Source organism: Erwinia sp. BNK-24-b (assembly GCF_047456155.1).
Lineage (GTDB): Bacteria > Pseudomonadota > Gammaproteobacteria > Enterobacterales > Enterobacteriaceae > Erwinia > Erwinia phyllosphaerae.
The window spans coordinates 131,494-156,920 of sequence record NZ_CP179901.1 but is presented as its reverse complement, the minus strand read 5'-3'; the positions used below and the strand labels follow the sequence as shown (position 1 = coordinate 156,920).

Here is a 25,427-nt window from a genome sequence, read left to right as displayed (position 1 = left end):
ATCTTCACAGAAAAGGCGATAACGAGGCGAGAAATGACGTCTCATTTTGAGAACAAAAAACGCAAATTGAAAAAGAACAGTGGGGCATTTTTCTGCGTAAGCGTTTTTCCCAGCTTTTTTTTCACCATTCGCCACGACTTTATCAATAAAGGCTCTTTTCTACCCATCCTGGCATATCGCTTGCTTAGCGCTGGCACAGTGAAATGCTTCAGGGAGGGCAAATTCCGGTGAAAACATATTTAGTTGGCAGTGAAGTGCCGCGCGTTGATGGTCTGGCTAAGGTCAGGGGCGTTGCCCAATACGGCGATGATATCGTGTTAAAAAATATGCTTTATGGCGTTTGCCGTTACGCCGATATCGCTGCAGGACAAATCGCCTCGCTGGATTTAACAGAGGCGGAGCAGCTACCTGGGGTAGTGAAGATTGCAACCTGGAAGGATATTCCCGGCCAGCCCTATATTGGCGTAGTCATTCCGGACTATCCCCCAATTGCCGACCGTGAAATTGCCTTTCGCGGTGACGTTATCGCCGTTATTGCGGCAGAAAGTTACGAGATTGCCTGCCAGGCGGCCGATAAAATTCGCGTTACCTATATTCCCTGGACGCCGGTAACGTCGGTCAGGGAAGCAATCAGTCCTGGCGCAAGATTAATTCACAGTAGTCAAAAGAATAATATTATTAATCATCACCATACGATAAAGGGCGATATTGAAGCCGGTTTCGCTGCATCCAGCCATATTTTTGAGCGGGATTTTGAAGTGGGCTTTCAGGAACACGCTTATATAGAGCCGGAATCGATTACCGTCGGCTATGACGATAACGAACAGATTGTGACTATTTATGGCTCAATACAAAACGCGCACCGCGTACGGGGAATGGTGGCGCGGTATCTGGATTTGCCACAGGCAAAAGTTAACGTAAAACGTTCCGTGCTTGGCGGCTCTTTCGGGGGCAAGGACGATATTATCGATCATTTAGCCTGCCGCGCGGCGCTGCTGGCTGTCCTGACCTCGCGTCCGGTAAAAATGACCTACAACCGCGAACAATCCATGCGGGAAAGCTATAAGCGCCACCCCTATCAAATGCATTATAAAATTGGCCTGGATGATGAGGCACGCATCCAGGCAATTAAGATCGATATTCTGGCCGATGGTGGCAGCTATGCCGGACAAACGCCCTTCGTTACCTGGCGCAGTTCGGTACAGGCAGCCGGACCATACAATATTCCCAACGTCCGCGTCGATATTACCGGCGTCTATACCAATAACAATTACACCTCTGCCTATCGCGGATTTGGTGCGCCGCAGGTCATTTTCGCCAACGAATCATTAATGGACGAAGTGGCAGAAAAAATGGGGCTGTCGCCTGTTGAGCTACGGCTAAGAAACGTTTTAAAGCAAAACGATACCAGCATAGCTGGGCAGGTTTTCAGCGAGCATAACGTCTCCGCGCAGGAGGTCTTGCAGAAAGCCATTGATAAAACCGGGTTCATTGCTAAACGAGAACAGTATCGCCAGCTTAACAGCCAGGGCGGCCCAATCAAATATGGCATCGGCCTGGCGCTCAGCCATCGCGGCTGCTCGCTGGGAGCGGAGGGTCTGGATGCGTCTTCAGCATTGATTCAGGTTAATGCCGACGGCAGCCTTAATATTTCCACCTCCGTATCTGAGAACGGTCAGGGCCTGCAAACAACCATGTCGCTGATTGCGGCAGAAGCCTTTGGTCTCGGGCTGGATCGCATCCACTTTACCGATCCGGCCACGTCAATGATTGCCGATGGCGGCTCAACGGTAGCGTCGCGCGGCACGTTGATGGGTGGCCAGGCCATTCTGGATGCAGCCAATAAGATCAAACACGACATGGCCAAAGCGGTTGCTGTAGAGCTGAAGGCGACAAGCGTTGATGATTTAGTCTGGGAAAATGGGCGGGTTTTTAACCGCACCTGCCCCTGGAAACGGCTGGATTTTCAGCAGGTGGTGGAGATGACCAAAGCGACCGGCGCAAATCTTTCCGCTTACGGCTGGCATGTTGCGCCGGATATTTACTGGGATGAAGAGAAAGGGTGCGGTAACCCCTATTTCACCTGGGTTTACGGCTGTCAGATTGCCGATATCGCTATAGATACACGCACTGGCAAAATCACCTTTAACAATGCTACAGCGGTGCATGACGTTGGCAAAGTAATCAATAAAGTAGGGTTTGAAGGCCAGGTGTACGGCGGTCTGGTTCAGGGAATGATCGGCTACGCCATGCTGGAAGAATTCAATATTGAACAGGGCGAGGTCAAATCAGAAAATTTCGATACTTATCTGCTGCCCACCATTAAAGACATCCCCAATATTGACATTGTGGCGGTAGAAAATCATGACGTCGCAGGCCCCTATGGCGCAAAAGTTATTGGCGAACCGGTACTGGAGCTGGGCGGCGCGGCCCTGAACAACGCCGTAAGTTTTGCACTGGCGCGCCGTAACTATGTGCTACCTCTGACGCTGGAGCAGGTACGTCTTGGCTACGCGTTGAAAAAACCGGTGCGGCAAAGCGAAATTTTGGCTGAATCGGATGAGAAGAAACAGGTTTTACGTCTGAATACGCTGCGCCTTCGTCGCGCCACTACGCTGGCCATGGCGCTACAGGCGCTGGCGGATGGCAAATCCAGACCGGTGGCAGGCGGAACAGATGTACTGGTTCAGGCAAGATTAAGCGCCGCGCCTTTACCACTGGTAGATATTTCTGGCCTGGCGGAATTACAGAAGATTACGCCTTGTGCTGAAGGGCTGGCCATTGGCGCAGGCGTATGCTTCAGCGATCTCACAGCAAACACGCTGGTTCAGGAGAGCTATCCGTTGCTGGTTACCGCCTGCAATACGATTGGTTCTTTGCAGTTGCGTAACCGGGCTACCCTGGGTGGAAACATTGTTAATGCCGCGCCCTGCGCGGACTCTGTACCCCCGTTAATTATTTATGACGCCATAGTGGTCTTGCAAAGTCAGCAGGGCCTCAGGCAGATGCCGCTGGCAGACTTTATTACCGGCGGTTACCGCACGCAGCTACAGCCGGACGAGCTTTTAACCACCATCATTCTTCCTTCACCTTATCGGGACAGCGGAATGCAGCAGCGCTATCTACAGCTAGGCCGTCGCAATGCGCTAAATATCACCCGACAAAGTTTTACCGGACAGTTCACTTTTAATTCAGCTGGAATACTGACCCGCTGCCGGCTGGTGGATGGTGCGTTACTCAGTAAACCCCAGCGGCTGATAGCCGTAGAGAAAGTGCTAACCGGACAGAAGCTGACTGCGGCACAAATTGAGGCGGGAACCAGCACGCTGGAAGCTCAGCTCATAGCGGCTATTGGTAATCGCTGGTCTGCCGCTTACAAAGTACCGGTCGCGCTGGATATGCTGCGTCAGATGTTGCAGGAAGCCTGCGAAGCAAGGACACAAAAGGAGCAAAAATGAATCAGGTCAAGCTAATAGTAAACGGCGTTCACGTAGAAAAAACGGTTGATGATAACCGTCGCCTGCTTGATTTTTTAAGGGAGGATTTGCAGCTTACCGGTACGAAAGAAGGCTGCTCGGTTGGCGAATGCGGTGCCTGTACGGTCATTATGAACGGCAAAGCCGTCTGCTCCTGTTTGCTTTTGGCCGCGCAGTGTGAAGGTGCCGAAGTGACGACGATAGAAGCTCTGCAGGCAGATGAGACAGGCAGAAAGCTACAGCAGGAATTTGTTCGGCATGGCGGTGTGCAGTGTGGTTTCTGTACGCCGGGCGTGTTGATGAGCACTAAAGCCCTGCTGGACAAACAGCCTCAGCCCGATGACCAGCAAATTGCAGAAGCGCTGGAGGGTAACCTCTGCCGCTGCACCGGCTATCGTCCGATTATAAAATCCATTAAAGCCGTGCTGAAAGCAGGTTAACGGAGGGCAGGTGAAGCAGTGCATCATGCTGGCGGCCGGGCTTTCATCGCGTATGGGACACTGGAAAATGCTGCTGCCATGGAAGGATTTAACGGTACTGGACAGCGCGTTGCAAAATGCGCTGGCCTTTTGCGATACCGTTATTCTGGTCACAGGCCATCGGGCTGCCGAGCTTCGCCAGCGCTACGCCGATCGGCCGTCCGTTCGTCTTTGTCATAATGCAGACTATATGGCGGGCATGTTCTCATCGGTTCGCTGCGGCGCGGCGGCGCTTCTTCCCGGTGAGCGTTTTTTTATTGTTCCGGGAGATATGCCCGCTATTGACCCAAACGTCTATCGCCTGCTCTGGCATTATCGTACATGCTACTGTCTGTTGCCGAGTTATGCAGGCGGCAACGGGCATCCTGCTCTGCTGCCCGCCATAATGCGGGAACACATTCTTGCCGCCCCCGAAACAGAGACCTTACGGACGTTAATGCAGATCTGTGGACGTGAAAGCCTGCCCGTAACAAGCAGCACTATTCACTGGGATGTTGATACGCCTGCACAATATCAACGGCTGCTGACATTATTCCACTGAGCTACGCTCTCAGGCCATATTTTTTGATTTTGCGGTAAAGTGTTGCAACGCCAATACCCAATTCCTCTGCAATTTGCTTTTTATTCCGGGTGCGCTGCAAGGCTTCCTCAATAAGGCTTTTTTCGACAGATTTTAGCTTTGTGCCTTCTTCTTCGTGCCTTTCTTCCGTCCTGGTTTCTTTTTTATTTTCAGTAATAACCGAGCGGGAATGGGTATGAAACAGCGGTGGTAACAGCGCGCTGTCAATGATTTCACCTTCGGGAATGATGTTAACCAGATATTCAACGAGATTACTTAGCTCACGCACGTTGCCGGGCCAGGAGTAATTCTGTAAAAGCCGAATAACTTCGCGGCTGACTCCCGGATAAGTACAGCCGATACGCTGCGAATGTTGGTTAAGAAAGTAGTGCAGAAGGAGCTCTACATCACCGCCCCGCTCGCGCAGTGCCGGCACCTCAAGAGGGATGACGTTAAGCCGGTAATAGAGGTCTTCACGAAATTTTCCTTCGGCGATAAATTGCTGCAGCTTCTGATGCGTGGCGGAAAGAATGCGAATATCGACAGGAACGGGCCGGCTGGCACCCACAGGCAATACTTCGCGGCTTTCTATAGCACGCAACAGACGAGCTTGCAGGCTAAGCGGCATATCGCCAATTTCATCCAGAAATAGCGTACCTCCATTGGCAGACAGGATTAGGCCTGCTCTTCCGCCCGGGGCGGCGCCGGTAAAAGCGCCTTTCACATAGCCAAACAGTTCGCTTTCCAGCAAATTTTCCGGAATTGCCGCACAGTTTATCGCCACAAAAGGTTTATCGTGTCGCTTACTGAGCCGATGGATCGCACGCGCTACTACCTCTTTTCCGGTTCCGCTTTCTCCCAGAATCATTACGCTGGAGGGACTGGATGCAATGCGCATAACCAGCCGCTTTAACTGTTTCATAGCGCCTGATTTACCTACCAGCCGTTCAATGCCCGGCGTTTCTTCCTCGTTCAATAAAGGCGCAGGCGAAGCATCCTGATGAAAAGCCAGTAAAAAAAGCGTCTGTCGCTCGGTCTGGTGACGTTGTCCGGTGAGAAGCATCTGCCGGTCTCCCAGCGTAATGCGGTGTTGAATGTGTCCCCTGACACGTTCTCGTTGACGACTAAGCGGTTCAATCGTCATTAACCGCCCCAGCATATCTTCGCCCGGTAACAGGAGCTGCTGTAATGCCCGATCGTTCACGGCCTTAACTTTGCCGTCACGATCGAGCAAGATCACACCTTGATCCATATTCTCCAGCAAAATGTTCCAGGCAACATTGTTCTGCGGGTTTTTTAACTGAACGCTGGCCAGATTAGCCACCAGCAGCCTGGACACGTGCCACATGTATTGCACAAACATTTCTGCGTTATCGCTCAGCTTGCGCTGCTGTTCATTATTAACGGCAATCAGGCTGATGACGCCCAGACAACGCTGAGCGGTCACAACAGGCACGCCGATAAACGCCTGTTCTTTGCAGCTATGACGATGCTGGCAATCTTTGCACAACAGGTTATGCCGCGAGTCGACAACGACCATTTCTTTTTGCGTTTCTATCACCTTGCGCAGCAGATGCGTATTGCCTTCCGGGCTATGGCCAAAGCTATGGCCATAAGGGCCGGTCCCGGCGATACGTATAAGATGGCGATCGACCACTTCAACTTCCATTCCCAGCACGTTTGCCAGGAGGCTGCTGAAATTCATTATCACAGGCTGTATTGCCATGAGAGAGGAAGGTAATGATGAAGTTTCATCCATGGAAAATATCCTTTTGTCCATAGTGCACATTTTCGTCCAGGAGAAAGAGGCCGTATCTCATTTTGAGAGAATCGCCCGGCTTTATCATTTTGAGCGCTGAGAAATCAGCGTCTGGCGGTCACCATACTCCGCCATACGGCTGACTGTCATGCCAGTCGCGGTAGAAAAAGCCTGTTCGCTGCCGATTTCGTTTTTATTTTGTAGCCAACTTCGCAAATTCCCCTCTCAGGCACACTTTTTTAGCGGTGGCTTACTTTCTCATCAGCATTGGCACAAAAGTTGATTACAGCGGACAGGCTCCCTGGCTTACAGACAGCTACAGGGATAATGCTATCGCTAGAAGGAACCGATTACATGCAAGAGACAGGCAAACTGCTGCAGGCTATCGGCCAGAGACAAACCAGCCTGGCCAGTAAAGACTTTCTACTTACCTGGGAGCAAACCCGCGACGAGCTGGAGCAGATACTGGATATCGCGCAAGCGATGAAAACAATGCGCGAGCAAAATATTGATACGCGCGTTTTCAATAACGGATTAGGCATTTCCATTTTTCGTGATAACTCCACCCGCACAAGATTTTCCTACGCTTCCGCGCTCAATATTCTTGGGTTAACCCAGCAGGATCTGGATGAAGGCAAATCGCAAATCGCCCACGGCGAAACCGTTCGGGAAACCGCGAACATGATCTCTTTCTGTGCGGATGCGATTGGTATCCGTGACGACATGTATCTGGGTGCGGGAAATGCCTATATGCGTGAAGTCGGTGAGGCGCTGGACGAAGGCTTTCAGCAAGGCGTGCTGCCTCAACGTCCTGCACTGGTCAATTTACAGTGCGATATTGACCACCCGACACAATCGATGGCGGACCTGGCCTGGCTAAAAGAACATTTTGGCGGTCTGGACCAGCTGAAAGGCAAGAAAATCGCCATGACCTGGGCCTATTCGCCAAGCTACGGCAAGCCGCTTTCCGTGCCGCAAGGCATTATCGGCCTGATGACCCGCTTTGGCATGGAGGTCACGCTGGCGCACCCCGAAGGTTACGATTTAATCCCTGAGGTGCTGCAAACGGCGCAACGGAATGCCAAGGCGTCGGGCGGACATTTTCGCCAGGTTGGCTCTATGGAGGAAGCTTTCCGTGATGCCGATATCGTCTACCCAAAATCCTGGGCACCGTGGCAGGTTATGCAGCAGAGAACCGAGCTGCTACGTAGCCAGGATAGCGAAGGCCTGAAAGCGCTGGAGCAGAAATGCCTGCAGCAAAATGCCCAGCACCAGCACTGGCACTGTACGGAAGAGATAATGAAGCTAACCCGCCAGGAACAGGCACTCTATATGCACTGCCTGCCCGCCGATATCACCGGCGTCTCCTGTGCCGCTGGAGAAGTCGAAGCCAGCGTTTTCGAACGTTACCGCATCGCTACCTACAAAGAAGCCAGCTGGAAGCCCTGGATTATCGCCAGCATGATTCTGGCCAGAAAATTTGCCGACCCAGCTGCTGTACTGACCCAACGCCTGCAGGAGGCTTTGCCGCGAATAAAACTCTGATCGATGCGTCCCTCGCTTATTTTTTAAGGAAAGGTCAGTCATGTCACACTTCACGTTAAAGATGCAAATTGCGGACAACGCCGCTTTTTCGCCTGGCCAGTCGGCCCTTTTTAATCGGCAATCTGCTCGGGAGGCGCGCGCGTTTCACAGCTCGCTGCCGGGCTATCAGCCTACGCCACTTTTATCGCTTCCCGCGTTTGCAAAGGCACTGGGCGTTGAGCAAATCTTAGTAAAAGACGAGTCACATCGTTTTGGCCTGAACGCTTTTAAAATGCTTGGCGGCGCCTGGGCTATTGCCCGGCTGCTTTGCAAGGAGTCAGGCTGCGATATCGGCAAATTCTCTTTTGCCGCCTTCCGTCAGCAGCAGCACCGCCCCATCACTTTTACCACCACCACCGATGGCAATCACGGGCGCGGCGTAGCCTGGGCAGCGCGCCAGCTGGGCCAGCATGCCGTCATTTATATGCCCAAAGGCTCTTCGCCCGCCCGCGTCAGGCACATTACCGAGCTGGGTGCAGAATGTATTGTTACGCAGATGAACTATGACGATACCGTGCGTATGACCATCAGCAACGCAGAAAAAAACGGCTGGAAGGTGGTTCAGGATACGGCATGGGAAGGCTACAACGAAGTCCCCACCTGGATTATGCAGGGTTACGCTACGCTGGCAGACGAAGCGGTAGAACAGATGCAGGGCACCAGGCCAACCCACGTCTTTCTTCAGGCTGGCGTTGGGGCAATGGCCGCGGGCGTGTTGGGCTATCTCAATGATGTATATGGCGCAGAAGCGCTGCATGCCGTGGTGGTTGAACCGGATAAAGCCGACTGCCTGTTTCGTTCGGCAAGGCGCGGGGAAATAGTCAACGTTGGCGGCGAGATGAACACCATTATGGCCGGTTTAGCCTGCGGTGAACCGAACCCGCTTGGCTGGCCGCTGCTACGCGACTGCGCCAGGCAATTTATCTCCTGCGAGGATCGCGTAGCCGCTCTTGGCATGCGCGTTTTGGGCAACCCTCTGGGCGAAGATCCCCGCATTGTGTCGGGCGAATCGGGGGCCGTCAGCGCAGGCGTGCTCGCCACCATTTTGCATCATCCCCAGGCTCAGGCACTCAAAGAGAAATTAAAGCTTACCCCAGCCTCACGCTTGCTGTTACTCAGTACCGAAGGCGATACCGATCCTCAGCACTATCGGGAAGTGGTATGGGAAGGAAAAGATGGAATTACCGTATAATTGACAGGAGTTAATCATGAAATCCGTTCCGTTCGACGACATTCTTGCTCTGGCGCAAAAATATCAGCCCGAAATGACGCGTTTTCTGCGCGATATGATTGCCATTCCCAGCGAAAGCTGTGATGAAAAACGCGTGGTTGCGCGTATACGTCAGGAAATGGAGAAAGTAGGTTTTGATAAAATTGAGATCGATCCTATGGGCAATATCCTGGGTTATATCGGTCATGGGCCACGCCTGCTTGCGATGGATGCCCATATTGATACGGTTGGCATCGGCAACCGCAAAAACTGGAACTTCGATCCTTATGAAGGCATGGAAGATAGCGAACTGATCGGCGGTCGTGGTTCATCCGATCAGGAGGGCGGTATGGCGGCCATGGTCTACGCCGCGAAGATCATCAAAGATCTACAACTGGAAGATGACTATACGCTGCTGATTACGGGAACGGTTCAGGAAGAAGATTGCGACGGCCTGTGCTGGCAATATCTTATTGAACAGATGAACATCAGACCTGAATTTGTTATCAGCACGGAACCTACCGACTGTAAAATCTACCGTGGTCATCGCGGGCGCATGGAGATTCGGGTTGAGGTTCAGGGGGTCAGCTGTCATGGCTCCGCGCCGGAACGCGGCGACAACGCTATTTTTAAAATGGCACCCATTCTTACCGAACTGGAAGCCATGTCCGGCAAACTGGCCAACGATGATTTCCTCGGCAAAGGCACATTGACCGTCTCCGAAATTTTCTTTACGTCGCCCAGCCGCTGCGCCGTTGCCGATAGCTGCGCTATTTCTATCGACCGCCGCCTGACGTGGGGAGAAACCTGGGAAAACGCGCTGGAGGAAATTCGTGCCCTGCCCGCCGTACAGGCCGCTAAAGCAGAGGTTTCGCTCTATACCTATGAACGCCCTTCCTGGACCGGTCTTGTCTATCCTACCGACTGCTATTTCCCGACCTGGAAAGTAGAGCAGGATCATATTACGGTCAGAACCCTGAGCGCAGCCTATCGCGGACTGTTTAAAAGTGAACCTGTAGTTGATAAATGGACGTTTTCCACTAACGGCGTGTCTATCATGGGCCGTCACGGTATTCCCGTCATCGGCTTTGGGCCAGGTAAAGAACCAGAGGCGCACGCCCCCAATGAGAAAACCTGGAAAGCGCATTTGGTTACCTGCGCAGCTCTGTATGCTGCAACGCCTTTAACCTGGCTGCAACAGCACTAGGCGGCGCTTGCTGTCGGCGGGAGAAGGACGATGAAGCTATTAATAAAAGGGGGCACCCTGGTGGATGACGCTGGGGAATATCGTCAGGATTTACTGATAATGCAGGGAAAAATCGTCCGCCGAGCGCCGCAGATTGTGGCAGATGAAAGCATGGGCGTCATTGACGCCCGTGAACTGCTGGTAATGCCTGGCGGCATTGATGTACATACCCATTTCAATATTGATGTCGGTATTGCGCAAAGCTGCGACGATTTTTTTGCCGGTACTCGTGCCGCAGCCTGTGGCGGAACCACCACCATTATCGATCACATGGGGTTTGGGCCTGCGGGCTGCTCGCTGCACCATCAGCTGGAAAAGTATCATCGGGATGCGGCCCGAGCGGTAATTGATTACAGCTTTCACGGCGTTATCCAGCATGTGAATCCGCAGATTCTGGAAGAAATTGCACCGATGGTGCAAAAAGAGGGCATCAGCAGCTTTAAATTTTATCTGACCTATAGCTATATGCTGCAGGACAGCGACGTGCTACAGGTCCTGCAGCAGCTTAACGAAGCGGGAGCGCTGGCCACGGTCCATCCGGAAAACGATGCGGCAATACGCTGGCGCACGGCCCAGCTTAAGCAGCAGAATAAAACGGCACCCGTGTGGCATGCGCACAGTCGTCCCCTGGCCTGCGAAGCCGAAGCGATTTCCCGCACTATCAATCTCGCCAGGCTGGCTGACAACGCCCCTTTATACATTGTTCATCTTTCTAACGGCCTGGGGCTGGACTACGTTCGAATGGCAAAGGCCGCCGGGCAACCGGTCTGGGCAGAAACCTGCCCACAATATTTGCTGCTGGATATGGGCCGCTATCTCCTGCCGGACGGCCTGAAATATATTCTTAGTCCACCACTGCGTCCGCACAGCGAGCTGGATAAATTGTGGGTGGGTATCGCCGATGGCAGCATTGCCACACTGGCTACCGATCACTGTAACTTCCCCTGGCGCCAGCGCCAGCAGATGGCAGCAGGAGACTTTACCCGCTGCCCTAACGGTATGCCGGGAGTGGAAAATCGCCTTGCCCTTCTTTTTTCTGAAGGCGTAATGAAAGGACGCATTAGCCGCTCGCGGTTCGTGTCTCTGACCAGCACTATGCCCGCAAAATTATTTGGCTTATGGCCGGAAAAAGGCAGTCTGTTGCCTGGCTCCGACGCCGATCTGGTGCTGTTTGACCCGCGTAGCCAGCATATTGTTCACCACACGGATTTACACGATAACGGCGACTATACGCCTTATGAGGGCTTTTGCTGCCAGGGCAAGCCTGTCATGACGCTTTCTCGCGGCGAGGTAGTCTGCCGTGAAGGCCGCTTTACCGGCAAAGCCGGTCACGGACGTTTTATTTCTCGTAAGCCATTTGTAACAGGAAGTCACCTATGAACAAGAGAATCGTACTGGCGCTGGGCGGAAACGCGCTTGGCAACGGCCTGACGGAACAGATGCAGGCCGTAAAAAATACGGCGGACACCATCGCTACGCTGGTAGCTGAAGGCCACGATTTAGTTATCACCCACGGCAATGGCCCGCAGGTTGGCATGATTCATCAGGCCTTTGAGGCCGCGGCACATACTTCCGCGCATTCACCCGTGCTGCCTATGTCGGTCTGCGTTGCGCTCAGCCAGGGTTATATTGGCTACGATCTACAAAATGCTTTAAGAGAGGCTTTGCTTAATCGCGGCATCGTAAAAAACGTCGTTTCACTGATTACTCAGGTACGCGTTGATCCTCGCGATCCGGCCTTTTTGCATCCCGATAAGCCGATTGGTTCCTTTCTGGCGGAAGAAGAGGCGCGCAAACTCAAATCAATGGGCGTTCTGCTGATGGAGGATGCAGGACGTGGCTGGCGAAGGGTGGTTGCCTCGCCTGAACCACTGGAAATTATTGAGGCCTGTGCGGTCAAAACTCTGCTGGAAGCAGGTCAGATTGTCATTACCGCAGGCGGTGGCGGTATTCCGGTTGTTGCCCACGATCGTCACTTACAGGGTGCCAATGCGGTGATCGATAAAGATCTTGCCAGTGCGGTGCTGGCCCAGGATATCAACGCCGATATGCTGATTATTCTCACGGCGGTAGAAAAAGTGGCTATCGATTTCCGTAAGCCTTCAGAACGCTGGCTGGATACCCTGACGCCGCAGGATGCCTTACGCCATATCGCCGAAAATCAGTTCGCACCCGGTTCGATGCTGCCAAAAGTGAAAGCCGCCGTGGCCTTTGCTGAATCAAAGCCCGGCCGTCAGGCTTTGATTACCCTGCTGTCAAAGGCCGGGGAAGGCATTGCGGGCCGGACCGGAACGCTTATTCAACAGTAGCCGTTCCGGCTACTTCTACGATCATCCTGTCGGCTGTTGTCTCACCGTCAGATTTGTTCTGGCGGTGATGTTGAACCAGCGCGGCCAGAATGCTGACGGCAATTTCTTCCGGCGTTTCTGCAGCAATATCCAGCCCGATTGGCGCATGCAATCTTGCCAACCGATCTGTTGTAGCCAGCCGTTCCTTTTGTAATCTGTCCCGAAAATAGTGCGCTTTTCGTCGGCTGGCGAGCAGTCCCAGATAGCGCAGCGGCAGGCGCATTACCTGTTCCAGTACTTCCCAGTCCTGATGATTGGTCGCAATGATGACGGAACTATTGGCCGTCAACGGCAAACGGGCCAGGATCTCGCTGTAATTTTTGCCACCAACGCGCTTACACGCCTGAGGTAAAGCTGGATGATACAGATTTCCTTCCCAGGGATCGGCGATAGTCACCTCATAGCCCAGCGGCATCGCTATCTGCGCCAGGGCGCGATTAACGTGTCCTGCTCCCAGCAAAAACAGGGCAGGACGCCGCGGATAAACGGCAATATAAATCGTCATGGCACCGCCGCAATCCGATCCCACTGCATCCGGCCCCTGACGCGCCAGCTTGCCATGAAAAAGACGCGAACGTTCTTCTGCCAGCGCAGCTTTGGCCTGATCGATAGCCAGCCGTTCAATCATCCCACCGCCAATTGTCCCTGTAGGCATTCCCTCTTCCGGCACCAGCATTGTCGCAGAATGGCGCGGGGAAGAACCCCGGCATTCGATAATATGTAAAAGAGCAAAAGCACGATTTTCCTTTTCCAGCTGGCTGGCTACGGCAAACAGGCTCATTTTTTCTTCCTCCCTGTCAATTATATTGCGCCGCCGGATGCAACCCCTGTGCCGATTTTAATATTCTGATTTTATTGTTTATTTTTATAAAAACAGCGCGACATTCTCATAATGAGAGCATCGATTCTTATATTGCGAAGATTTACGTCTTTGTGAACGCCCCGCCCCGTTCTAAATGAAAGCCATTCTCAGCTCTTACGCCGCCGCGTTTACCGCGCGCCTGAAAGTGCGAAAGGCGTCACGAAATTTATCGGAAAACCTGAGTCGAGGCAGCCCTGGCTCGCTTGTTGCTATCCCCTGCAAAACCGCTTGCCTTCAGGCCGGGGCGGATTAATCAGCAGCATTAAGGAGCTATATATGGGTGACATTATGCGTCCCATTCCCTTTGATGAACTCCTGACGCGAACAGCCGCGGAGTATGAGGAAAACCGGACAATTTTTGGCATTCCGGAAACGGAATTTTATCAGCGAAATCAACATCGAAAAATTTCACTGTTTGGGGAAAGCTGCGATACGCCCGTTGGGCCGGCAGCCGGGCCTCATACGCAGCTGGCGCAAAATATTATCGCCGCATGGCTGGCTGGCGGCAGCTTTATTGAGCTGAAAACCGTACAAATTCTGGATCGACTGGAACTGGAAAAGCCCTGTATTGACGCCAGTGACGAAGCTTTTAATACAGAATGGTCAACGGAGTACACGCTACCCAAAGCCTGGGATGAATATCTGAAAGCGTGGTTCGTTCTGCATCTGCTGGAAGCAATTTTTACACCGCGTGGGGAAAGCGGACAGCGCTCTTTTATTTTCAATATGAGCGTTGGCTACGATTTACAGGGTATTAAGCAGCCCGCCATGCAAACCTTTATCAGCGAAATGATGGACGCCAGTCAGAATACAAAATTCGCTCGTTATCAGTATATGCTGCAAAATTTTATCTCGGACGGACGCTGGCAACTGCTGAAAAAAGCCAACCCGCCCGATTTGCAGGCCTTATTACCGCGTATATCCAGCCGTATGGTCAACAGCGTAACCCTTTCGACCATGCACGGGTGCCCCCCTGACGAAATCGAGTCAATCTGCCGCTATATGCTGACGGAGAAGCAGCTGCATACCTTTGTCAAACTTAATCCCACGCTGCTGGGCTATGCGCGCGTCAGGGAAATTCTGGATAACAACGGCTTTGACTATGTTTCACTGAGCGAAGAGTCCTTTAGTCACGACCTGCCGTTAGCGCAGGCGCTGGGCATGCTGGAGCGGCTTCTGGCGCTGGGGCGCGAGAAACAACGCGTCTTCGGCGTGAAGCTGACCAATACGCTGGGCGCTCGCAACCATAAACATCGCTTACCGGGTGAAGAGATGTATATGTCAGGCCGCGCACTTTATCCGCTATCCATTAACGTTGCGGCATTGCTGTCTGAACATTTTGCCGGGAAGTTGCCCATCTCTTACTCCGGTGGGGCCAGCCAGTACAATATTGCTGAAATCTTCGCGACCGGTATTCAACCAGTGACAATGGCCACCGATTTGCTAAAACCAGGCGGCTATCTGCGAATGAAAACCTGCGCGCAGCTGCTCGAAACAAATCCGGGCTGGCAGCAACGGCATATTGATGTTCCGCGATTGAAAAAGCTGGCTGAGGAAGCGCTAACCGCTGAGTGGGCACAAAAGTCCTGGAAATCTCGTGAACAGATTGATACCGGCGAACCGCTGCCGTTGACCGACTGCTACGTCGCGCCCTGCGTCACCGCCTGCGCCATTAGCCAGGATATTCCGGAATACCTTCGTCTGGCGGGAGAAGGCCGCTACGTTGAGGCGCTGGAGCTGATCTATCAACGTAACGCGCTACCGGCCATTACTGGCCATATTTGCGATCATCAGTGTCAGAACAACTGTACCCGCCTTGATTACGATAACGCTTTGAACATTCGCGCAATCAAAAAAATCGTGCTGGAAAAGGGCTGGCAAGCCTACCGTCAGCGCTGGCATAAACCGGCGGGTTCGGGCAACCGACATCCCGTTGCGGTAATGGGTGCCGGGCCGGCAGGTCTGGCCGCCGCTTATTTTCTGGCGCGTGCAGGTCATCCGGTAACGCTGTTTGAGCGAGAAGCTGGCCCCGGCGGCGTGGTGCAACATATTGTTCCTCGCTTCCGCATTCCCGCCAGCCTGATTGAACAGGATATTAAGTTCATTGCCGATCACGGCGTAAGGTTCGTTTTTGACTGCGATCCGCATCTGACTATTGGGCAGCTACGCCAGCAGGGCTTCACCTGTATTTGCATTGGCATCGGTGCCGGTAAAAATAACGCGCTGTCGCTGACCGGTGATAATCCGCACATATTTAAACCCTTTGAGTTTCTTCAGGCATTCAATCAGCAAAATACACCTGCTGCCATTCAGGGCGAGATCGCCGTTGTTGGCGCAGGCAATACGGCGATGGATTGCGCCAGGGCCGCGCTAAGAGTTCCTGGCGTCAGGTCAGTTACCCTGTTATATCGCCGTGAAGAGCAGGATATGCCCGCCTGGCCGGAAGAGATTGCGGAAGCAAAACGCGACGGCGTGCAGTTTATGACGCTGGTGAATCCAGAAAGCTTTAAGGCCGACGGCGAACTACTACTCCGTGTTATGCAGCCCGGAGAACCTGATGAACAGGGCCGCCGTCGTCCGGTTGCGACCGGGCAAACGTTAAGCCGACGTTTTGACGCGCTCATCGCCGCTACCGGCGAGCAGGCAGATAACGAAATTTTACAGCGCATCGGCTTACCCCTTGCCGCTTCCGGCAGCGTAGAAGTTGATCCCCATACGCTGGAAACGCGTCTGCCAGACGTTTTTCTGATTGGCGACGTGCAAAGTGGGCCAGCCTCTGTTGTTGCCGCCATTGGTGGCGCACGTAAGGCGACTCGCACCATCCTTAAGCGGGAAAACATTCATCACAACGATGAAAACAAGCGCTGGCTGAATAGCGACCCAACGGCAATATATCGTCGGCGTGGCGTGGTAGCAGTGCGGCAGATCGACGTGGATCAGCCAGATGCATTCGCCCGTCAGGAAGCCGCTCGCTGTCTGGAATGTAACTACGTGTGCGCCAGGTGCGTGGACGTCTGCCCTAATCGTGCCAACGTTGCGCTTGCCGTACCGGGTTTTAACAGCCGCCAGCAAATTCTGCATCTGGACGCGTTCTGCAATGAATGCGGCAACTGCGCCCAGTTCTGCCCGTGGCGAGGTAAACCTTATAAAGACAAAATTACCCTTTTTAGCCGCCAGGACGACTTCGAGAACAGTACTAATCCGGGCTTTGTACTCCATCAACAAAACGTTCAGGTTCGCCTTAACAATCGCGTCTGGCAGCTTAAGGTCGACAGGCAGGGAGAAATCGCTGAGGTACCTGACGAACTGCATGATATGGCGCGGATTATCAGCTATACGCGCCAGCATCACGCTTATTTGCTCGGCAGCGTGGAGGAATAATCATGCTGTTATTAAAAAATTGTACCCTTGTAAATTTCCACCCCTGCCGAGTTGAGCACAATAGCGATATTGTCATCGAGGGCGACAGAATTATTGCCATCGGCAGCAGTCTGTCAGCGCTCTATCCGCAGGCGGAAATTATCTGTCTGCACGGCAAGCTGGTAATGCCCGGGCTGGTTTGCGCGCACAACCACTTCTACTCTGGCCTTTCGCGCGGCATTCTGGCACCGATAGCCCCCTGCCCGGATTTTATCTCAACGCTGAAAAACCTCTGGTGGCGGCTGGATCGAGCGCTGGATGAAGAGTCCCTTTATTACAGCGGCCTGATCTGTTCACTGGAAGCCATTCGTCACGGCTGTACTGCCGTTATCGATCATCATGCCTCCCCAAATTTTATCAAAGGATCGCTGGCGATCCTGCGGCGCGGTTTTATAGAGGCCGGACTGCGCGGAATGACCTGCTTTGAAACAACAGATCGTAATTTTGGTTTACGCGAGCTGGAAGCGGGCGTGGAAGAAAACGTAGCTTTTGCGCACCTGATCGATGCACAGCGTGATAAAGGCGTTCAGGAACGCCTGGTTGAATGTCACCTGGGTGCCCACGCTCCCTTTACCGTACCGGACAGCGGTTTGTCGATGCTGGCCGAAGCGAGGCGGGAAACAGGCCGCGGCCTGCACATACATGTGGCAGAGGATAGCTATGATGTTTCGCACAGCCACGATAAGTACGGTATGGACCCGATTGTGCGCCTGGATAAATTTGGTCTGCTGGATGAAAAAACGCTGATTGCCCACGCGCTCTGGCTTTCGCCCGCAGAGGTTGCCCTGTTGAATCAGCGCCAAGCCTGTCTGGTACATAATGCGCGTTCCAATATGAATAACCATGTTGGCTATAACCATCGTTTGCCTGATTACCAGCTGGCGGCGTTAGGCACTGACGGTATTGGTGCCGATATGTTTGAAGAGCTGAAATTTGCTTATTTTAAACATCGCGATGCGGGCGGCCCGCTATGGCCCGATAGTTTTCTGCGTATGTTGCATAACGGCAACATTTTGCTGGAGCGTAATTTTGCTCAGCCATTTGGCCAACTGGCGGTGGGCTATACCGCCGATCTTACCATCTGCGATTATGTTTCCCCCACGCCGCTACAGGCGGAAAACCTGGCGGGTCATCTGGCCTTTGGCATAAACAGCGCGGCGGTAAACAGCGTAATGGTTGCCGGCCGAATGGTATACCAGGACCGCCATTTCCCCTTTGAATCAGAACCGCTTTATGCCAAAGCACGCCAGGCTGCCGAACGACTATGGCAAAACATGGCAAAACTGTGAACGCCTTCGAATCGTAGCCAGGGATGGCCTGGCCGTAAGGGAGAGAGTAATGGATACATCCGTGATTCATCAGCCGCTTCAGACTTCCGTTCTACCCGTCGATCGGATACTGCCCGTCGGGCAGATGATCCTCTATGGCCTGCAGCACGTGCTGGTTATGTATGCCGGGGCCGTTGCCGTTCCGCTGGTCGTAGGCGCGGCATTAGGCATGACCGATGCGCAAATTGTTGTGTTAATCAGCTGTGATTTAGTGGTCTGCGGCCTTGCCACACTACTGCAAACGCTGGGTGCCGGGCGCTGGCTAGGCTGCCGCCTGCCGGTTGTTCAGGGCTGTACTTTCGCTGCGCTAATACCGCTGGTGTTAATAGGCAAAGAGTATGGCATGGGCGGTATATCTGGTGCGGTGATGATTGCCGGTGCCTTTACGCTGCTCAGCGCGCCCTGGATTTGTCGACTGGTTCGTTTTTTCCCTAAGGTGGTAATGGGGTCTATTGTCACGCTGATCGGCCTTTCTATTATGCCGGTAGCGGGCGGCTGGATCGGCGGCGGCAACAGCGAGATGGCCAGCTTCGGCAGCGTGACCTCGCTGGCTATGGCTGTGTTGACACTGGTTATCATCCTGAATATCTATACGTTTGGTTCCGGACTGCTCAAAAATATTGCCGTGCTGATTGGGCTGGTCGTTGGCTCAACGCTGTGGTACTTCGTCGATACGCTCGATTTCAGCCGCATAACCCTTAGCCCGTGGTTTAATATTCCCGTTCCAGTGCAGTTTGCTCTGCCTGAGTTTCACCTGGTACCTGTTTTGCTGCTGTCAATGGTTATGGTTGTCGTTATGGTAGAAACCATGTCATCAATGATGGCAACAGGTGAAATGGTAGGGCGAAAAGCAGACAGGGAAACCCTGAAAAAGGGGTTGTTAGCCTGCGGTCTGGCAACCTTCTGCGGCAGTTTTTTTAATCTTTTCCCTTATGCGGCCTTTGCACAAAACGTCGGTCTGATCGGGTTAACCGGGATCCGAAGCCGCTTTGTCGTAGCGGTTTCCGGCTGCATCCTGATCCTGATGGGGCTTTTTGCCAAAATGGCAGCCCTGGTTGTTATCGTACCGAAACCCGTACTGGGCGGTGCTGGCGTGGTAATGTTCGGGATGGTAGCGGTTTCCGGGATTCGGACGCTGGGCGAAGTGAACTACCGTAATAACAATAACGGTATGGTTGTCGCGCTGACGCTGGGTTTAGGGTTGATGCCCGTGCTGGTACCGCAGCTTTTCGCGCAGCTTCCTGAAATGGCGAAAATGTTCCTGCATAGCGGTATTACGCTTGGCACTTGCGTGGCGATTGTGGCGAATCTGATTTTAAATGGCAAAGGCGCCCATCTTCAGCAACGCACCTGCGCAGACTGCGCCCCGGAAGAGCCGACTACGCAATCTACTGCCGCACGTACCGTAGCGGTCAGAACAGTCAGAATGTGGCTACTGCTGCGTCGTGCCCGCGAGCAGAGGCAGAAAGAAGTCGAATAGCCAGCGCTAACAAAAAGGGGTGACTGGCGTCACCCCTTTATTAAAGGACGGGCAAACTCTGTATCGTTAATGCATTCACAAAGAAAACATTGCTTTGAAAGACGCCCTGCTTACGGGAGCATGCATTACTGAGACGCCCGCCATATATGAGCACGCTTTACTGAGAAGCCCTGTTTACATGGGTATGCTTCGCTAAAATGCTCGACTTACCGTAAACACGTTTCGCTAAAATGCTCTATTTACGTGGATACGCTTCACTGTTTACCCAGGAATGATCTTTTTCCCAGCTAAACTTCCACAGACGAACCGGACCAGCCATAACGTTCAGGTAGTAGTTGTCATAGCCCGCAATAGTCGCTACCGGATGATAGCCTCGCGGTACTGTGACCACATCATGGTTATAGACAGCCATACACTCATCCAGGGAGCGGTCATCCGTATAGACGCGCTGCAGAGCAAATCCCTGTTCCGGATCGAAACGGTGATAGTAAGTCTCTTCCAGATAGGTTTCCGTCTCTGAGTTTTCCTGATCGTGCTTGTGGCTCGGGTAAGAGCTGGTATCGCCTTCGTCCGTATAAACTTCTACCACCAGCAGGCTATCGGCAGGCCTGTCGTCAGGCAGAATATTATGCACCAGACGTTTGTTACGCCCTTTGCCCCGTTTTTCGACGCCCACATCTGCCGGCGTAATCAGCCGTGCGGGCAGATTACCGCTGCCCGGCGCGCTGCAGACTGCCAGCTCCAGATCGGAGTCGGCACGAACTTCTACTTTGTCATGATGCGGCACATACACAGAGTACGGCGGCGTGCGTTCAAAGGGCGACATCCGCTTACCGATATCAGGGAACTCGGCATGACGGGTTTTTACCGATGCCAGTCCGGCAATCAACACCAGACACAGCTCTTTATCACCGCTTTCAAGCTGAATAGTTTGCCCCTGCTTCATCTGATAAGCTTCGAAGCCAACATAGCGCCAGCTGGCGCTTTCTGGCGTAACCTGCTGGATGCGTCCCTGCGCATCAGGCCGTTGTGCTTTAGACAGCAATGACATATTGCGTCTCCTTATCGTTAGCCCAGCGTTGGCATGCTGAATTCAGAAACGGTTTTCTGTCCGCTCGGCCAGCGCACGGTGGCAGTTTTCATGCGGGTATAAAAACGCACGCCATCTGGTCCGTGTACGTTTAACGCGCCAAACACGGAGCGTTTCCAGCCGCCAAAGCTATGGAACGCCATTGGCACCGGAACGGGTACGTTAACGCCCACCATGCCTGCCTGAACCTCACGGACAAAGTCGCGTCCGATGTGGCCGTTACTGGTAAAAATAGCGCTACCGTTGCCAAACTCATGACTGTTAACTAATTCCAGCGCCGTGGCATAATCTGGCGCACGCATAATGCTCAATACCGGTCCAAAGATCTCTTCACGCCAGATAACCATATCGGACGTAACGTTATCGAACAGCGTGCCGCCAACGTAGTAGCCTTCAGCATGGCCCGGTACCTGGAAGTTGCGGCCGTCCACCACCAGCTTCGCCCCTTCTTCCACACCTTTATCAATATAGCCCAGCACTTTCTTCTGATGCGCAGCGGAAACTACCGGCCCCATCTCGTTTTCTTCACTGCCTTTTTGTATGCCCGGCCCCACACGCAATGCTTTTACCAGCGGCGTCAGGGCAGCAATCAGTTTGTCAGCAGTGTCATCGCCCACTGCTACCACTACCGGCAGCGCCATACACCGTTCGCCCGCGGAACCAAATGCACCGCCCATAATGGCGTTTACCGTTGCATCAAGATCGGCATCCGGCATAACAATCGCGTGGTTTTTCGCCGCGCCAAAGGCCTGGACGCGTTTGCCGTGTGCGCTGGCGGTTTTATAAATATGTTCCGCTACGCCAGAAGAACCGACAAAACTGACCGCCTGAACAAGCGGATTGGTATAAAGCTGTTCGGCATCTTCGTTAGAACAGTGAACAACGTTAAACACGCCGTCCGGCAGACCAGCTTCGGTCAGCAGCTCGGCCATACGAACAGAAGCTGACGGGTCCAGCGCTGGCGGCTTCAGGACAAAGGTGTTGCCGCAGGCCAGCGCAATCGGGAACATCCACAGCGGTACCATTGCCGGGAAGTTGAATGGCGTAATGCCCGCGACCACGCCCAGCGGCTGCATCAACGAGTAGCTATCCACACCGGTGGCAACATCCGCAGAGTTCTCGCCTTTAATCAGATGAGGAATACCGCAGGCAAACTCGACGACTTCCATACCACGCGTCAACTCACCCAGCGCATCTGACCAGACTTTGCCGTGCTCGCTCACGATCAGTGCGGCCAGCTCGTCACGGTGCTGTTCCATCAGGGCTTTAAAGTTGAACAGCACGCGTGCGCGGCGCAGTGGCGAAGTACGTGACCAGCCATCAAACGCATTATGCGCAACTTCAATAGCTTGTCTGACTTCTTCCGCCGAGCTTTGCGTCAATTCACGCACTGGTTTACCGGTTGCCGGATCGTAAATCGGAATAGTTTCATTGCTGGCGCTCAGAGACGTTTTTCCGCCGATAAAGTTTCCTGTAGTAGTCATGTTCTGGCCTCTTTAATGTATGTATTCCTGCGGATAGCCGCTTGTTCAGCTGGCAATCCGACCGGACAACTCCCAAATGCGTGCAATGACAGTATTATATTGGAATAAATTTTTCAAATACTCCACTTTAGAAAATCCATTTTTAGCGGCGTGGATCGCATTTTTTACCGGCAGCACATTGACGAACGCGGGCTTATCCCTTTGTGGCGAGCAAAAGAAAAAACCAGAAATAGCGCTGGGATCACCGTAATACTCCACTTTCCTGGCCGATAGCATTTTGTTTTTTCAGCTGTAAGAACGGCTACTACAACGTAAGTCCCGATGCGGAAAAACGAAATTTTGCGAGAAAGATCCAAAAATTTAAATTTCATCATTCCACTAATATGAAATAAATGTTTTCTTAGTGAAATTGAACGTGACGGGTGGCGGAACTGGCAAGATAAGGCCGGACGACATGCCGGGGTCTGCGCCCTCACTCATTATTCAGCCTTATTTCTTATTCTGCAGGAGCAGCAAGATGGCCATCGATCCAACCCGTTTCTGTGTTAACCGTAAAATTGCGCCCGCTCTCAGCATTGAGCAATTTTTCCAGCTGGTCCACGGACTGGGGCTGCATAAAGTCGAACTGCGTAACGATATGCGCAGCGGTAAGGTGACGGATAACCTTAGCCATAGCGCAGTGCGCGAGCTGGCGCAGCGCTATGGCCTGGAAATTGTCACCATTAATGCGGTCTATCCGTTTAACCAGATTGACGATGCGCTTCTGGCAAAAACAGAGGCGCTGCTGAAAGATGCTGAAGGTATCGGTGCTAAAGCACTGGTTCTCTGTCCGTTAAACGACGGCACGCCGGTTGATGCAGAAGAAACCATCAGCGCGCTGAAAACCCTGGCCCCGCTGTTTGAAAAGTATGGTGTGGAAGGCCTGGTCGAGCCGCTCGGCTTTCCGATTAGCTCGCTACGTTCGGCGGTACATAGCCAGGCGCTGATTCGTGATGCGGGCGTGCCTTTCCGCCTGGTGCTGGATACGTTCCATCATCATCTTTATGAAAAAGCGGAAGAAGAGTTTGAAAAGGGCATCGACATTAACGGGATTGGCCTGGTACATCTTTCTGGCGTGGAAGATGCGCGCCCAACGGCAGAACTGACTGACGAAGAACGAATTATGCTAAGCAAAGGTGACTTGCTTAACAGCGTGGCCCAGGTTCAAAGGCTGGAACGTATGGGCTATCGCGGCATTTATGCTTTTGAGCCTTTTTCCTCGGCAATGGAAAACTGGAGCGCGGCGGATATTGAACGGGAACTGCGTCAGAGCATTGAGCTGCTGCAGGCATAACAGCGTTACGGTACGAGCTATGCTCAGCTGGAAGCGCCAGGAGTCAAATATCTGCAACAGCCTTAAAGCATAGCGGAAACGGTTTACAGTTACAGTTACAGTTACAGGCACAGGCACAGGCACAGGCACAGGCACAGGCACAGGCACAGGCACAGGCAGCAGTCGTTATGCCAAAGCCTGTGCCTCTCAAAATTTTATTTTTCAAAAGAGAGTGCTTTCTGGCCTGGACCAGCATAGCTCACTAGCCACGTAAGGACTTATACCCTTTTCCTCGGTTTTATCTGTGTCCTACCTTGCGGCCTTACGGCCGCCTTTTTTTAGTAGCGCGAGCAATAAGCTTCATCACCCTTACAGAACAACGACAGCACCCTGATTTTCTCTTCCCGGACAACGAGCAGCACTTTGATCTCCTTTTCACGAACAACGAACGGCACCTTGATTTCCTCTTCCCAAACAACGAGCAGCACCTTAATTCCCTCTTCCCAACTAAAGAACGGCACCTTAATTCCCGCTTCCCAAACAACGAGCAGCACCTTGATTTGCTTTTCCCTGACAGTGAGCAACAACGTTAACCTGCCCACAATAAAATAAAGCACCCGCTATGGCTTAAACGCTGGCGTAAAAATCCTCAGAGCTTTCCGGAAATCAGGCTGTTAGTGGCCGGAAGCCGCTACACTTAGCAGATCGAAGCCAGAGGGAGAAGGAATGAACACACTGCAGCAGGAGAAGATGGGGCAGAATATACTGCTAAAGATGGCGACACTGGTCGTGATACTGGCAGGGATCAAGGCAGCCTCGACGATCATCGTGCCCTTTTTGCTCGCTCTGTTTCTGGCGATTGTTTTAAATCCTTTAGTCACCCTGTTGATGCGCCGGGGCGTACGACGCGGACTGGCCATTACGCTGGTAATTGCCGCCGTGCTGACGGCGCTGGGCCTGCTGGTAGCAATGATTGCCGGTTCAGCCGATGAGTTTTCTACTGTTTATCCTCAGTTGCAGCATCAGATGACGCAGAAGCTTACGATAGTGCAGCATCTGGTGGCGCCCTTTCATATCAACCTTTCTACTAACAGTCTGGCCGCACGGCTGGATCCTAACGCGATCATGAACATGGCGACCGTTATCCTGAGTCAGTTTTCCGGCGCATTAGCTAATCTGGTACTGCTGGTAATGACCGTCGTGTTTATGCTTTTTGAAGTGCATCACCTGCCTTATAAGCTGCGTTTTGCGCTGATTAACCCCAAAATTCGCATAGCCGGCTTACATCGGGCGTTAAAAGGCGTCACGCACTATCTGGCGCTGAAAACGCTTATTAGCCTGATTACCGGGCTCTCGGTCTGGCTGGTGCTGGTACTGCTGGGCGTGAAGTTTGCGCTTTTATGGGGGGCGCTGGCGTTTGTACTGAACTATATCCCCAATATCGGCCCCATTATCGCAGGCATTCCGCCCACCTTGCAGGCGCTGCTGCTAAACAGCGTTTATGATGCTGCACTGGTTGCCGCTCTGTTCAGCGCTATCCATATGGTTTTCGGCAATATGCTGGAGCCACGCGTAATGGGTAAAGGCCTGGGGCTGTCGAGCCTGGTGGTCTTTTTGTCGCTGATTTTCTGGGGCTGGCTGCTGGGCCCGGTTGGCATGCTGCTTTCGGTCCCGTTGACCAGCGTGTGTAAAATCCTGATGGAAACGACGCCCGGCGGCAGCAAGCTGGCGATCCTGCTGGGCAACGGCAGGCCGCCGAGAGTCGCCAAACCCAAAGTACAGAAATAGCC

19 protein-coding genes are annotated in these 25,427 nt (G+C 53.0%); 14 read left to right on the top strand and 5 right to left on the bottom strand.

What is annotated here, in order from left to right:
• Nucleotides 1-227: 227 nt before the first annotated feature.
• From ACMGGR_RS00690 to ACMGGR_RS00680, 3 genes are read left to right on the top strand one after another with little or no spacing between them, the layout of a single operon-like run.
• A complete protein-coding gene (locus ACMGGR_RS00690) occupies nucleotides 228-3,458 on the top strand; it encodes a molybdopterin cofactor-binding domain-containing protein (RefSeq protein WP_414147935.1) in 3,231 nt (1,076 codons plus the stop codon).
• Complete coding sequence (locus tag ACMGGR_RS00685; protein ID WP_414147934.1) at nucleotides 3,455-3,916, top strand: (2Fe-2S)-binding protein; 462 nt, start codon at nucleotides 3,455-3,457, stop codon at nucleotides 3,914-3,916. The genes ACMGGR_RS00690 and ACMGGR_RS00685 overlap by 4 nt, the downstream gene beginning before the upstream one ends.
• Nucleotides 3,917-3,926: 10 nt before the next feature.
• Nucleotides 3,927-4,496, top strand: a complete 570-nt coding sequence (locus ACMGGR_RS00680) for an NTP transferase domain-containing protein (protein WP_246761253.1) — start codon at nucleotides 3,927-3,929, stop codon at nucleotides 4,494-4,496.
• Nucleotide 4,497: 1 nt separating this feature from the next.
• Here ACMGGR_RS00680 and ACMGGR_RS00675 read toward each other — a convergent pair whose 3' ends face one another.
• Nucleotides 4,498-6,273, bottom strand: coding sequence for a sigma 54-interacting transcriptional regulator (locus ACMGGR_RS00675; protein ID WP_414147933.1), 1,776 nt, complete (start codon nucleotides 6,271-6,273; stop codon nucleotides 4,498-4,500).
• A 354-nt stretch (nucleotides 6,274-6,627) separates the two neighbouring features.
• On the opposite strand from ACMGGR_RS00675, the gene ygeW reads away from it, so the two are divergent.
• From ygeW to arcC, 5 genes are read left to right on the top strand one after another with little or no spacing between them, the layout of a single operon-like run.
• Nucleotides 6,628-7,818: a knotted carbamoyltransferase YgeW gene (ygeW, locus tag ACMGGR_RS00670; protein WP_246761255.1), complete on the top strand. Its 1,191-nt coding sequence runs from the start codon at nucleotides 6,628-6,630 to the stop codon at nucleotides 7,816-7,818.
• 40 nt (nucleotides 7,819-7,858) lie between these two features.
• Entirely contained in the window at nucleotides 7,859-9,049 is a 1,191-nt protein-coding gene (locus ACMGGR_RS00665) for a diaminopropionate ammonia-lyase (RefSeq protein WP_414147932.1), read from the top strand.
• 13 nt (nucleotides 9,050-9,062) lie between these two features.
• A complete protein-coding gene (locus tag ACMGGR_RS00660; protein WP_414148890.1) occupies nucleotides 9,063-10,274 on the top strand; it encodes a YgeY family selenium metabolism-linked hydrolase in 1,212 nt (403 codons plus the stop codon).
• Between the two features lie 30 nt (nucleotides 10,275-10,304).
• Nucleotides 10,305-11,693, top strand: coding sequence for a dihydropyrimidinase (gene hydA / locus ACMGGR_RS00655; protein ID WP_246761257.1), 1,389 nt, complete (start codon nucleotides 10,305-10,307; stop codon nucleotides 11,691-11,693).
• Nucleotides 11,690-12,622: a carbamate kinase gene (gene arcC / locus ACMGGR_RS00650; protein WP_414147931.1), complete on the top strand. Its 933-nt coding sequence runs from the start codon at nucleotides 11,690-11,692 to the stop codon at nucleotides 12,620-12,622. Before hydA ends, arcC begins: the two co-directional genes overlap by 4 nt.
• Here arcC and ACMGGR_RS00645 read toward each other — a convergent pair.
• Nucleotides 12,609-13,442 (bottom strand): XdhC family protein, encoded by an 834-nt coding sequence (locus ACMGGR_RS00645; protein WP_414147930.1) that lies wholly within the window; start codon nucleotides 13,440-13,442, stop codon nucleotides 12,609-12,611. The two genes, arcC and ACMGGR_RS00645, sit on opposite strands and share 14 nt — an antisense overlap.
• Nucleotides 13,443-13,799: 357 nt before the next feature.
• Between ACMGGR_RS00645 and ygfK the strand changes: the two genes are divergently transcribed.
• Genes ygfK through ACMGGR_RS00630 form a run of 3 tightly spaced genes read left to right on the top strand, consistent with a single transcriptional unit; the run spans nucleotide 13,800 to nucleotide 19,751 of the window.
• Complete coding sequence (gene ygfK / locus ACMGGR_RS00640) at nucleotides 13,800-16,904, top strand: putative selenate reductase subunit YgfK (protein ID WP_414147929.1); 3,105 nt, start codon at nucleotides 13,800-13,802, stop codon at nucleotides 16,902-16,904.
• A 2-nt stretch (nucleotides 16,905-16,906) separates the two neighbouring features.
• Nucleotides 16,907-18,232: a putative aminohydrolase SsnA gene (gene ssnA, locus ACMGGR_RS00635; RefSeq protein WP_246761261.1), complete on the top strand. Its 1,326-nt coding sequence runs from the start codon at nucleotides 16,907-16,909 to the stop codon at nucleotides 18,230-18,232.
• Between the two features lie 49 nt (nucleotides 18,233-18,281).
• Nucleotides 18,282-19,751 carry a nucleobase:cation symporter-2 family protein gene (locus ACMGGR_RS00630; protein ID WP_414147928.1) on the top strand — a complete coding sequence of 490 codons (1,470 nt, stop codon included), beginning with the start codon at nucleotides 18,282-18,284 and terminating at the stop codon, nucleotides 19,749-19,751.
• A 235-nt stretch (nucleotides 19,752-19,986) separates the two neighbouring features.
• Here the strand turns inward: ACMGGR_RS00630 and iolB are convergent, their stop codons facing one another.
• Both iolB and ACMGGR_RS00620 read right to left on the bottom strand, forming a co-directional pair.
• Nucleotides 19,987-20,802, bottom strand: a complete 816-nt coding sequence (iolB, locus tag ACMGGR_RS00625) for a 5-deoxy-glucuronate isomerase (protein WP_414147927.1) — start codon at nucleotides 20,800-20,802, stop codon at nucleotides 19,987-19,989.
• 17 nt (nucleotides 20,803-20,819) lie between these two features.
• Nucleotides 20,820-22,325 (bottom strand): CoA-acylating methylmalonate-semialdehyde dehydrogenase, encoded by a 1,506-nt coding sequence (locus tag ACMGGR_RS00620; protein ID WP_246761264.1) that lies wholly within the window; start codon nucleotides 22,323-22,325, stop codon nucleotides 20,820-20,822.
• Between the two features lie 76 nt (nucleotides 22,326-22,401).
• Between ACMGGR_RS00620 and ACMGGR_RS00615 the strand changes: the two genes are divergently transcribed.
• The gene (locus ACMGGR_RS00615) at nucleotides 22,402-22,575 is read left to right on the top strand and encodes a hypothetical protein (protein ID WP_246761265.1); all 174 of its coding nucleotides are present in this window, start codon (nucleotides 22,402-22,404) and stop codon (nucleotides 22,573-22,575) included.
• A gap of 267 nt (nucleotides 22,576-22,842) precedes the next feature.
• Entirely contained in the window at nucleotides 22,843-23,658 is an 816-nt protein-coding gene (locus ACMGGR_RS00610) for a TIM barrel protein (RefSeq protein ID WP_246761266.1), read from the top strand.
• 317 nt (nucleotides 23,659-23,975) lie between these two features.
• Here ACMGGR_RS00610 and ACMGGR_RS00605 read toward each other — a convergent pair whose 3' ends face one another.
• Nucleotides 23,976-24,239: a hypothetical protein gene (locus ACMGGR_RS00605; RefSeq protein WP_414147926.1), complete on the bottom strand. Its 264-nt coding sequence runs from the start codon at nucleotides 24,237-24,239 to the stop codon at nucleotides 23,976-23,978.
• Between the two features lie 124 nt (nucleotides 24,240-24,363).
• Between ACMGGR_RS00605 and ACMGGR_RS00600 the strand changes: the two genes are divergently transcribed.
• Entirely contained in the window at nucleotides 24,364-25,425 is a 1,062-nt protein-coding gene (locus ACMGGR_RS00600; RefSeq protein ID WP_414147925.1) for an AI-2E family transporter, read from the top strand.
• The last annotated feature ends 2 nt before the right edge of the window (nucleotides 25,426-25,427 follow it).

Excerpts from the sequence above, each read along its gene's own strand:
- ACMGGR_RS00685 (WP_414147934.1), top strand. The coding sequence starts at position 3,455 with ATGAATCAGGTCAAGCTAATAGTAAACGGCGTTCACGTAGAAAAAACG.
- ACMGGR_RS00675 (WP_414147933.1), bottom strand. The coding sequence starts at position 6,273 with ATGGATGAAACTTCATCATTACCTTCCTCTCTCATGGCAATACAGCCT.
- ygeW (WP_246761255.1), top strand. The coding sequence starts at position 6,628 with ATGCAAGAGACAGGCAAACTGCTGCAGGCTATCGGCCAGAGACAAACC.
- ACMGGR_RS00665 (WP_414147932.1), top strand. The coding sequence starts at position 7,859 with ATGTCACACTTCACGTTAAAGATGCAAATTGCGGACAACGCCGCTTTT.
- hydA (WP_246761257.1), top strand. The coding sequence starts at position 10,305 with ATGAAGCTATTAATAAAAGGGGGCACCCTGGTGGATGACGCTGGGGAA.
- arcC (WP_414147931.1), top strand. The coding sequence starts at position 11,690 with ATGAACAAGAGAATCGTACTGGCGCTGGGCGGAAACGCGCTTGGCAAC.
- ACMGGR_RS00645 (WP_414147930.1), bottom strand. The coding sequence starts at position 13,442 with ATGAGCCTGTTTGCCGTAGCCAGCCAGCTGGAAAAGGAAAATCGTGCT.
- ygfK (WP_414147929.1), top strand. The coding sequence starts at position 13,800 with ATGGGTGACATTATGCGTCCCATTCCCTTTGATGAACTCCTGACGCGA.
- ssnA (WP_246761261.1), top strand. The coding sequence starts at position 16,907 with ATGCTGTTATTAAAAAATTGTACCCTTGTAAATTTCCACCCCTGCCGA.
- ACMGGR_RS00630 (WP_414147928.1), top strand. The coding sequence starts at position 18,282 with ATGGATACATCCGTGATTCATCAGCCGCTTCAGACTTCCGTTCTACCC.
- iolB (WP_414147927.1), bottom strand. The coding sequence starts at position 20,802 with ATGTCATTGCTGTCTAAAGCACAACGGCCTGATGCGCAGGGACGCATC.
- ACMGGR_RS00620 (WP_246761264.1), bottom strand. The coding sequence starts at position 22,325 with ATGACTACTACAGGAAACTTTATCGGCGGAAAAACGTCTCTGAGCGCC.
- ACMGGR_RS00615 (WP_246761265.1), top strand. The coding sequence starts at position 22,402 with ATGCGTGCAATGACAGTATTATATTGGAATAAATTTTTCAAATACTCC.
- ACMGGR_RS00610 (WP_246761266.1), top strand. The coding sequence starts at position 22,843 with ATGGCCATCGATCCAACCCGTTTCTGTGTTAACCGTAAAATTGCGCCC.
- ACMGGR_RS00600 (WP_414147925.1), top strand. The coding sequence starts at position 24,364 with ATGAACACACTGCAGCAGGAGAAGATGGGGCAGAATATACTGCTAAAG.